Below are 9,933 nucleotides of genomic sequence, written 5' to 3'. Positions count from 1 at the left end.
GAGTTTTGATATAATCCTCGACCATCAAGAAAAATGTGTACATTACAATCACCGCTTCGCCGGGTCATTCTCTTCCAAAGATGTCTCTTGTATAAACCTTATACATAACTTCCGAGAGTTCATCGGAAACTCTATTAGCAACAATAACATCACACAAATGCTTAAACTCCGCAAAAGAATGTACGACCTTATAACCCATAAACTCTGTGGCATCACCCAATAAAGGTTCATATATTACGATCCCTCGTTTTGCTTTGGAAAGTCCCTCTATAACCCCCAAAACAGCACTTGAACGGAAATTGTCAGAATTGGACTTTGCAGTTAAGCGGTAAATACCAACTGTAGCAGGATGCTTATTTAGGATTTCTCTTACGATGTGACCTTTTCTGGTGTGGTTTGCCTGACACACAGCGGTAATCAAACTTTCAGGAATGTCATGAAAATTTGCTTTCAACTGTTTTGTATCTTTTGGTAGACAATATCCGCCATAGCCAAAAGATGGATTGTTATATTGCTTACCAATTCGAGGGTCATGACAAATTGCATCTATGATGTTCTTTGTACTTAACCCATTCATTTCTGCAAAGGTATCCAATTCATTAAAGAACGCAACACGCATGGCTAAATAAGTATTAGCGAAAAGTTTAGCGGCTTCTGCTTCATCAAGCCCTATAATCAAGACGGGAATATCTTCTTTATTTGCGCACTCTTGCAAGATGGTTGAAAAAACCTGTGCATGGATAACCATAGCAGGGTCTGCAATATCTGTACCAACAACAATTCTGGAAGGGTACAAATTGTCGTATAGGGCTTTCGTTTCTCTTAAAAATTCAGGGGAAAATAGAATGCGGCTGGTGTTATATTTTTTTCGCACACTCCTTGTATACCCAACAGGAACCGTACTTTTGATAATCATGATGCAATGATTATTATTTGCCATACAAATTTCTATGGCGGAATCAACCGCACGCGTATCAAAGCTATTGGTTTCATCCTCATAATTAGTAGGTGTTGCAATAATCACATACTCGGCAGCCTTATATGCTATTGCCGTATCTACAGTAGCTGTCAAATTTAGTTTTCTTTCGGCAAGAAACTTTTCAATATATACATCCTGAACGGGAGAAATGCGGGAATTAACTTTCGCAACCTTTTCTTCATCAATATCAAGCACTATTACCTCATGCTTTTGTCCTAACAGAGTGGCAAGAGATAACCCAACATAACCTGCGCCTACAACAGTAATTCGCATAGCATTCTAACTTCCTTTTCTATATAATCCCCGCTTTCTCCCGAACCGTGTGTTGACAGCGTACCCGTTCTGGTTGGCGGAAAATTGTACTTACTTGTAGCGTTGTTTGCAGGATAGTGTACTTTCCTGCAAGGGTTTTGGCGCTCCGCACCACAACGCTGAAAAGCGAAATTTTTAACCGGAATGATATATACAAAGGCTCCGAATTGTGCTATAATAAAGCAGACTGGATTGGTGTACTGATTTACAGGAAAGTTACACATTCTTGTAAATCAGGCATACTTACAGAATAGCCGATTTTTCGTAAATCTCCGCCCGGTAGCGAAAGGTGGCCAGCGGCATCCCGCACTCCTTTGCCGCCGCTGTGCAGGTGCATTTTCCGGATTTCCATCGCTGGTAGGCGCAGTGAAAGCCCTCCGGCAGCGGTTTGGGTGGCCGCCCAAACCGCACGCCCCTTGCTTTCGCCGCCGCGATACCCTCCGCCTGCCGCTGGCGGATGTTCGTCCGCTCATTCTCCGCCACGAAGGAAAGCACCTGCAATACAATATCCGCCAGGAATGTCCCCACCAGGTCTTTGCCCCGCCGGGTGTCCAGCAGGGGCATATCCAGCACCACAATATCTACGCCCTTGTCCTTCGTGATGGCTCTCCATTGCTCCTGTATCTCCAAATAGTTCCTTCCAAGGCGGTCAATGCTCTTAATGTAGAGCAGATCGTCTTTTTTCAGCTTTCGCAGCAGCCGCTTGTAGGCTGGGCGGTCAAAGTCCTTGCCGCTCTGCTTGTCCATAAAGATGTTCTTTTCCGGCACAGACATCTCCCGCAGGGCAATAAGCTGCCTGTCCTCATTCTGCTCCCGCGTGCTGACGCGGATATATCCGTAAGTATTTGACAAACACATCCCTCCGTTTCATTCACACACAAATACCCTTATTTCTTTGATAATTCATCCTGCTTTTGTGTCTGCCGCTTTAACCTCTCCGCTTCTGCCACACAATGTCATAGCCCAGCGCGTCGGCCAGTTCCACGGCCTCGCCGTAGCGCAGGCTGCCCCGGCGCAGTTTGCCGGAGAGGTTGGGGACGCTGGCGCTCCAGCCGTATTCATCGGCCAGAATTTCAATTAACTCGCTCATGGTCATGCCTGCCCGGACGATGTAGGATTTGATCTCGTTCCGGTAATCCTCTGCCTTTCTCATCTTCATCGTGTAAAAACCTCCTTTTTTTGTTCGCTCTGTGGTATAATGGGCTTGTCCATTGGCAAGCCCATTTCGCCGCAGGGCGTTGTTCTCGTGAAAGCGGCTTTCCGTTCCAATTTCCCTTGCCGATGCCCTGTCCGCTGGCAGGGGTGTCCGGCTTCACCGTTGGGGGTGGGATTTTGCCCCTTCGCAAAATCCCGCGCTGGACGCTGTACGGCGTTTGCTGTTGGGGCATTCACCCATTGATAGGGCCAAAGATAGAAAACAAAACTGTTTTTCGCCGTTTTCACATGGTTTGAATTTTACTTATCGCTTTTTCCGCTCTTTCCGAATGTCGTTCCTGCCCGGGACTCTCACCCCGGCGTAGTCCGGCCTTGGCGCGCTCCGCCGCTGCTGGGACAAAGTGTCCCGAAGCTGCGGTATCGTGGCGACGCTTCGCCAGCTGGCATATCCCATTCGGACGGTCATGTGGTTTTCAAAGTACAGTGGTCTTGCTGTACTTACATCATAGCGAAAAAATGCGCCCTTTCCCGTATATCCAAAAGGTTGGAAATGGGCTAAAAAACGGCGTGATTTCCACGCTCTTGGAAATGGAGGTTTCTATGCAGACCAAGCTGACGATCCCCGAAAGATTAAAGGATTTGCGGGTAGAACAAGGGCTGACGCTGGAGCAGCTTGCGAAGAAAACGGGCTTGTCTGCCGCCGCGCTGGGCCGGTATGAGATCGATGATGGCCCGAAGGCGGCGCGGAGCGTGGACATCAGCAGCTATGCTCTCTGCCAGCTTGCGGAGGTTTACGGCGTGTCCATTGACTACTTATTAGGCCAGACAGAAAACAAAAATCCCGCAAACGCAGAGGTGCAGACTCTGCATTTGCAGGACGAGGCAATAGAAGTATTAAGGTCTGGAAAATTCAATCACCGGCTACTGTCTGAAATCCTCTGTCACAAGGAATTTGAACGACTGATGGTGGATGCGGAGATATTTGTTGACCGCATTGCCGACCAGCGGATCAACGACCTGAATGTGCTGTTGGAGGGTACGCGGAAACAGGTCATGGAGCAGTACGCCCCTGGCGAAAACGATTTGAATATGCGGACGCTGGAGTTGGCGCAAATCACGTCCACGGAGTATTTCAGCGGGGTGGTGGGGGATGACCTCTCCGCTATCCTGCGGGACATTCGGGCCGCTCACGGCAAGGACACAACTACGGCGGATGAGGCTTCCCCCGCCGCCGAAGCGGCAAAACGGATACAAGAGGCCGTGAACTTTGAGGGCAGCCCGCAGGAAAAACAGGCGAGGGCATACCTTGCAGGTTTGTCCATCGACTACGACGCACTGACCAAAGAGGAATTTGTGACACTGATCGGGATATTGCAGAAAGCGGATATAAACCGTATCCATCAAGTGCGCAGCCAGCGGGGGCGGTCAAGCCCGTATCCTCTGCACGTCCACGGCAAGGGCAAGAAACGCCGCTAAACGAAAAAAGGACACGGAACAGGTGAAAAATCACCTGTTCCGTGTCCTTTTTGTTACCTAATCCCGCACGACAGCTGCCATCTGGCGTTGGGTTTCTTGGGTTACTGTCTTACGGGCGCCCGCCAAATTGGCGGGGCGTTTTTGCGCCGCGTGGGGAAAAGGGCCTCCGGTTTTCCGAAGGCCCTTTCCTGGATGATGAGAGAGATGTTGGGGGGGTGTCAGAAATCTTATTTCGCGGCTTTGCGGAAGGCGACCGCGCCCGCGGCGGAGAGGGACAGGACGGCGGCCAGCACCGCGACGTTCACCATGTCCCCGGAGCCGGTGTTCGGGATGTCCTTGCCGTCGCTGACGGCGTCGTCCGAGACGTCTTCGGAGGCGGAATCCTCGGCGTCGTCGTCATAGGCATAGACGTCGAGCTCGGTGTCCGAGACGATGTAGGTGCCCAGCTGGCGGGTGCGGATCGACCAGCCCGGAATCTCATAGTCGTCCTCCGAGTAGGTGAAGGAGGCGGTCACGTCGGTGAGATAGCCGTCGGAATCCAGCGTGTAGATGTAGCAGCTCTCCGGGTCGGGGGTGTAATCGTCGTCGTCATCCCACGGGATGCCCAGCGTCAGGGTCGCCTTGGAGGTGGCGGGGACGGTCGGATTATTGACGAAGTTGTAGAACCAGAGGTCGGCGTCGACGGGGTCGCCGTACTCGGCGTAGATGTCGCTCATCGACCGGGTGGACAGGCGGGCGTAGAAGTCCTTCGCGTCGTCATCGGCGGTGAACTCGAGCGCCGCGCGGTCGTCGCCCCAGATGAGGACGTTGTTCTCGTTGGCCTCGGGGCTGAAGTAGATCTTGTCGCCCGTGTCGGCGTCGCCGTCGGAACCGGAGATCTTGGTGTTGCTGATCCACATGTTGAGGTTCAGGATGGCGGTTTCACCCTTCGCCCAGCTGCCGCTCTTATCCTTCTTCGCCTTGAATTCGATCTCGGCGTTCGCCTTGCGCTCGTCAGTCGAAGTCATGTCCTTCAGCGTGACCTTGAGGTAGCTGGCGCGGGTCATGCCGCCCAGGCGCTTCTCATCCACCTGCTCGATCTTGCTGATGAGGGATTTGCCGTCGCCGTCCTTGTCGACCGAAATCTTGAAGAGGCTGTCGTCGGCGAGGTCGCTGGCGTGGGCCTTGCCGCCGCCGCTGAGTGTGGTGATAAGGTCGCTGTTCGCGTCACCCAGCTTGATATAGAAGGTCTGGTTGGGGAGCACGCCGTCGAGCACGACCTTGCCGTCGCTGGAAGGACGCGGGAAGCTGCTGCCCGAGTTGTCCTCAAGCCAGTCGCCCTCGTCGTCATAGACGCCCAGCGGGCGGTGGACATACGTCGGGGTGGACGCCCCACCGTTATACTCAAAGCTCGCGGAAACGGTGATATCGCCGGTAACCGCCACGCCCGTCTGGTCCGTGTTATGGTTGGTGCCGCCAATCGTCAGGGTTTTGAGCTTGTAGTTGGTGTCGGGGGTCGTCGTCACATCAATCTTGGTGCCGTCTTTGATATCAACACTGCCGCTCGTGGCGGTTTTGGAATTGCCGTCCTTGTCGGTATAGGCCACGGTAATCTTGCCGTCTTCCGGCGCTTTGATGGTGACCTTGTGGGTTGTCACATTTGCAGGAACGGGCTCAAAGGTCGCCGAAATCGTAATATTTTCTTTCACCTCATAGCCGTCAACCGTTTTAGCCTGTTTGCCATCGCCCACATCCTGAGTGGACGCCCCGACGGTAAACGCCGTTAAGAGGTTCCCGCTGTTCGGGGTCGCAACGGCTTTGATTTTGTGTCCGTTGGGGATGGTATCCCCGCTATTTATGGTCTTATTGCCATCATCAGTATCTGTTACCACAATCGTGCCGCTGCCGGTCGAGTTAATCGTGATCTTTCGGTCAATCAGCTTAAACTCGGCAGTGGCATTGACCGCTCCTGTTACCGACGAGATCGTTGCGGTGTTTCCGGTCGCCAGGTTGGTAGAACTGTCACCCACCATGGTAACCGTAAAACTCTTGACTTCGTAACCTTCATCAGCCACAGCAGTGAGCGTAAGCGATTCACCATCGTTGATGGTACCGCCAACCGGCACTCCCGTAATTTGACCGCCCGTGACAGAACCAGCCGTGACGTTGTGGGGGCCTCCCGCGCTCGGCATAGGGCCGCCAAGTCCGTCATTCGTCGGCGGCGGGGTGCTGTTGGACGGCGACTGCAAAGGAGCAGCCGGCGTGGTCGTAGTTCCCGTCTCTTCCGGCTTGGGTTCCGGCTTGGGTTCCGGCTCAGGCGTCGGTTCCGGCTCGTTTTCGATCTCCGCAAAGACCGCGTTGATTGCGGTATTTCCGGTGACCGCAAATGGGCCTGTGATATCGGTCGTCTGGCCGCCCGTCGTGGCTGTCAGACTCGTGGGAATGGACTCATAGCCTTCGTCCGCAGTGGCCTTGACGTTGATCATCGTCCCGGCCGCGACGGTCCAAGGGCCAGCTCCGGTCACCGCGTCGGGAGTGGCCGACGAGATGCTAATGCTGCCGCCTGTAGCGGCAGCATTGACGGTGTAATACACCGTCGTGTCTGATCCGCCCGCGTTTCCGTCGATCGGGTCGCCTTCGGCGGCCAGCGCGTAGACAGGCACTAAGCCCACCACGACCAGCACCGCGAGGCAGATGCTCAGTAACTTCTTCATGTGGGTTCCTCCTTGAAAAAAATCAGTTTGTCTGTCGTGCGGCGATCAACCGCCCTTCTCTGTCCGTCTTCCAATGATACCCGATTTTTTTGTTGCAGGATTGTCATTCCTGTGACCAAATTGTGAATAATCCTACAGCGCCATAGCAAATACTGGAACCGCTGGAAGCGTCTTATCTTATAAACCATCCTGACCTTTCAAAAGGGACACCGCCCGCATAAATTTTTTCAGCCCGCGCCCCGCGGATCAGCCGAGGGATTTGAGCGCCGCTTTCATCTCGCGGACGTACCGCTCCACATGGGGCACGCAGTCCGCGCCGTATTTCGCGGCGAGCTTCACGATCGCGCTGCCGACGATCGCGCCGTCGGCGTGCTTCGCCATTTCGGCGGCCTGCTCCGGGGTCGAGATGCCGAAGCCCACCGCGCAGGGGACGTCGGACACCCGCTTCGCCTCGGCGACCATGCCGCCGATATCGGTGGTGATCCGGCTGCGCACCCCCGTCACCCCCATCGAGGAGACGCAGTAGAGAAAACCTTCCGCCTCCGCCGCGATCATGCGGATGCGCTCCTTCGAGGTCGGGGCGATGAGCGACACGAGGTCCACGCCGTACCGCCTGCAACAGGGGGCAAGCTCCCCCTTCTCCTCGTAGGGCATGTCGGGAACGATCAGCGCGTCGACGCCCGTCTCCCCGCAGGCCTTGAGGAACCGTTCGGCCCCATAGGTGAAGACGGGGTTCAGATAGGTCATGAAGGCGAGCGGAACATCCGTCTCCCGGCGGATCCGCCGCACGAGCTCGAAGATGCGGTCGGCGGTAGCTCCCGCCGCGAGCGCGCGCTCGTCGGCCTGCTGGATGACCGGGCCCTCCGCCACCGGGTCGGAAAAGGGAATCCCCAGCTCGATGAGGTCCGCCCCGGCCGCCGCCATCGCGGGCACCAGCCGCGCGGTGACCTCGAGCGACGGGTCTCCCGCCGTCACGAACGGAATGAACGCCTTGCCGTGGGAGAACGCCTCCCGTATCCGCTTACTCATAGAGCGCTACCCCCCTGTAGCGGGCGATGGCGGCGACGTCCTTGTCGCCCCGGCCCGAAAGATTGACGACCAGAATCTGATCCTTCTTCATCTGCGGCGCGAGCTTCCTGGCGTAGGCCACAGCGTGGGCGCTTTCGATCGCGGGGATGATCCCCTCGGTGCGGGAGAGGTACTCGAACGCGTCCACCGCCTCGCCGTCGGTGATCGAGACGTATTCCGCCCGCCCCGTGTCGTGCAGCCAGGCGTGCTCGGGGCCGATGCCCGGATAGTCGAGCCCCGCCGAAATCGAGTAGACCGGCGCGATCTGCCCGTATTCGTCCTGGCAGAAATAGCTCTTCATGCCGTGGAAAATTCCCGGCGTGCCCACTGCGATCGTCGCGGCGGTCTCGCCCGTCTCCACCCCGCGCCCGGCCGCCTCGCAGCCGATCAGCCGCACCTGGGGGTCGCCGACAAATTCGTGGAAGAGCCCCATCGCGTTGCTGCCGCCGCCCACGCAGGCGAGCAGCGCGTCGGGCAGGCGGCCCTCCCTCTCGAGCAGCTGCGCCTTGACCTCCCGGCCGATCACGCTCTGGAAATCCCGCACGATCGTCGGGAAGGGATGCGGCCCCATCACCGAGCCGAGCACGTAGTGGGTGTCCGCCACCCGCGCCGTCCACTCGCGCAGCGTCTCATTCACCGCGTCCTTGAGGGTGCGGGTGCCCGTTTTGACGGGGTGCACCTTCGCGCCGAGCAGCTCCATCCGGTAGACGTTGAGCGCCTGGCGGAGGGTGTCCTCCTCGCCCATGTAGACTTCGCACTCCATTCCCATCAGCGCCGCCGCGGTCGCCGTGGCGACCCCGTGCTGCCCCGCGCCCGTCTCGGCGATCACGCGGGTCTTGCCCATCCGCTTGGCGAGCAGCACCTGCCCGAGGACGTTGTTGAGCTTGTGGGAGCCGGTGTGGTTGAGGTCCTCCCGCTTGAGGTAGACCTTCGCGCCGCCCAGGTCGTCCGTCATCTTTTCCGCGTAATAGAGCAGCGACGGCCGCCCCGCGTAATTCTTCAGCAGCCCCTCCAGCTCGGCCTTAAAGCCGGGGTCGTCCTTCCAGCGGGCATAGGCCTCCTCCAGCTCGATTACAGCGTTCATCAGCGTCTCGGGGATATACTGTCCCCCGTGGACGCCGAACCGTCCCTTTGACATCTCTATCGACTCCCTTCGGGTAAAATTGCGTTAAAAAAGGCTTCTGTCCCCAAACAGGGACAAAAGCCTTCGCTTCTGCGGTACCACCCAGATTGACGGCCAAAGCCGTCCGCTCGTCTTGCGCGCAGACACGCGCATCCCACTGGTAACGGACGGGATTCCCGTCGACGCCTACTCCCTCCCGGTTTCGGGCCGCCCTCGCGAGTCCATTCAAAATCGCCTGTGCTGCCGAACTCCCACCCGCGTCGGCTCTCTTGGTACACCCGGCGGTCCCTACTTCTCTCGCTCATCGGTTTCTGGATTTTTCCATAGTATAGCACCGGCGCTTTTCCGTGTCAACCGCCGAAAGCAAATTTTACCCGCCCCCGCTCCCCGCGCGCAGGCTCGCCGCGACGAACTCCCGGAAGAGCGGATGCGCCCGGTTGGGGCGGGATTTGAACTCGGGGTGGTACTGCACCCCGACGAAGAAGGGGTGCTCGGGCAGCTCGACCGCCTCGACGAGCCGCGCGTCGGGCGAGAGGCCGCAGAGCCGCAATCCGGCCGAAACAAGCCGCTCCCGGTAGTCGTTGCTGACCTCGTAGCGGTGGCGGTGGCGTTCGCGGATCTCCCGCGCGCCGTACGCCCGGTCGAGCAGGCTGCCCGACGCGACCACGCAGGGATAGGCGCCCAGCCGCATGGTGCCGCCCTTGGGCACGACGCCCCGCTGGTCGGGCATGAGGTCGATCACGCAGTGCTCCGCCCCGGGGGCGAATTCGCGGGAGTTCGCCCCCGTAAGGCCCGCGAGCGAGCGCGCCGCCTCGATGACGGCGACCTGCATCCCGAGGCAGATGCCGAAATAGGGGATTTTGGCCTCCCGCGCGTAGCGCGCCGCGCAGATCATCCCCTCGACGCCGCGGCCGCCGAAGCCGCCCGGCACGATGACGCCCCCGCAGCCCGCGAGGCGTTCGGCGACGTTCCCGTCGGTGAGCGTCTCGGAGTCGACCCAGCGGATGCCCACGTGCGCGCCGCACTCGTACCCGCCGTGGCGCAGCGCCTCGGCGACCGAAAGGTAGGCGTCGTGCAGCTCGACGTATTTGCCGACAAGCGCGATCTCCACCGGCTCGGTCGCACGC

At 57.7% G+C, this 9,933-nt stretch carries 8 protein-coding genes; 1 reads left to right on the top strand and 7 read right to left on the bottom strand.

Annotated features, from left to right (window positions below):
• Positions 1 to 64: 64 nt before the first annotated feature.
• From RDM88_RS09460 to RDM88_RS09450, 3 genes are all read right to left on the bottom strand, one after another.
• Entirely contained in the window at positions 65 to 1,252 is a 1,188-nt protein-coding gene (locus RDM88_RS09460) for a nucleotide sugar dehydrogenase (protein WP_308754600.1), read from the bottom strand.
• 282 nt (positions 1,253 to 1,534) lie between these two features.
• Positions 1,535 to 2,149: a recombinase family protein gene (locus tag RDM88_RS09455; RefSeq protein ID WP_195282458.1), complete on the bottom strand. Its 615-nt coding sequence runs from the start codon at positions 2,147 to 2,149 to the stop codon at positions 1,535 to 1,537.
• A gap of 70 nt (positions 2,150 to 2,219) precedes the next feature.
• A complete protein-coding gene (locus RDM88_RS09450) occupies positions 2,220 to 2,450 on the bottom strand; it encodes an LLM class flavin-dependent oxidoreductase (protein WP_286174785.1) in 231 nt (76 codons plus the stop codon).
• 596 nt (positions 2,451 to 3,046) lie between these two features.
• On the opposite strand from RDM88_RS09450, the gene RDM88_RS09445 reads away from it, so the two are divergent.
• Complete coding sequence (locus tag RDM88_RS09445) at positions 3,047 to 3,922, top strand: helix-turn-helix domain-containing protein (RefSeq protein ID WP_195282459.1); 876 nt, start codon at positions 3,047 to 3,049, stop codon at positions 3,920 to 3,922.
• A 227-nt stretch (positions 3,923 to 4,149) separates the two neighbouring features.
• Here the strand turns inward: RDM88_RS09445 and RDM88_RS09440 are convergent, their stop codons facing one another.
• From RDM88_RS09440 to RDM88_RS09425, 4 genes are all read right to left on the bottom strand, one after another.
• Positions 4,150 to 6,615, bottom strand: a complete 2,466-nt coding sequence (locus RDM88_RS09440; protein ID WP_308754599.1) for a hypothetical protein — start codon at positions 6,613 to 6,615, stop codon at positions 4,150 to 4,152.
• A 246-nt stretch (positions 6,616 to 6,861) separates the two neighbouring features.
• Positions 6,862 to 7,644 (bottom strand): tryptophan synthase subunit alpha, encoded by a 783-nt coding sequence (gene trpA, locus RDM88_RS09435; RefSeq protein WP_308754598.1) that lies wholly within the window; start codon positions 7,642 to 7,644, stop codon positions 6,862 to 6,864.
• Complete coding sequence (gene trpB, locus RDM88_RS09430; protein ID WP_308754597.1) at positions 7,637 to 8,821, bottom strand: tryptophan synthase subunit beta; 1,185 nt, start codon at positions 8,819 to 8,821, stop codon at positions 7,637 to 7,639. The genes trpA and trpB overlap by 8 nt, the downstream gene beginning before the upstream one ends.
• Positions 8,822 to 9,176: 355 nt before the next feature.
• A partial coding sequence (locus RDM88_RS09425; RefSeq protein ID WP_308754596.1) for a CTP synthase occupies positions 9,177 to 9,933 on the bottom strand: 757 nt, incomplete at its 5' end.

This window comes from uncultured Anaerotruncus sp. (genome assembly GCF_902490045.1).
Lineage (GTDB): Bacteria > Bacillota > Clostridia > Oscillospirales > Ruminococcaceae > Anaerotruncus.
This window is presented reverse-complemented; position numbering and strand designations above follow the sequence as displayed.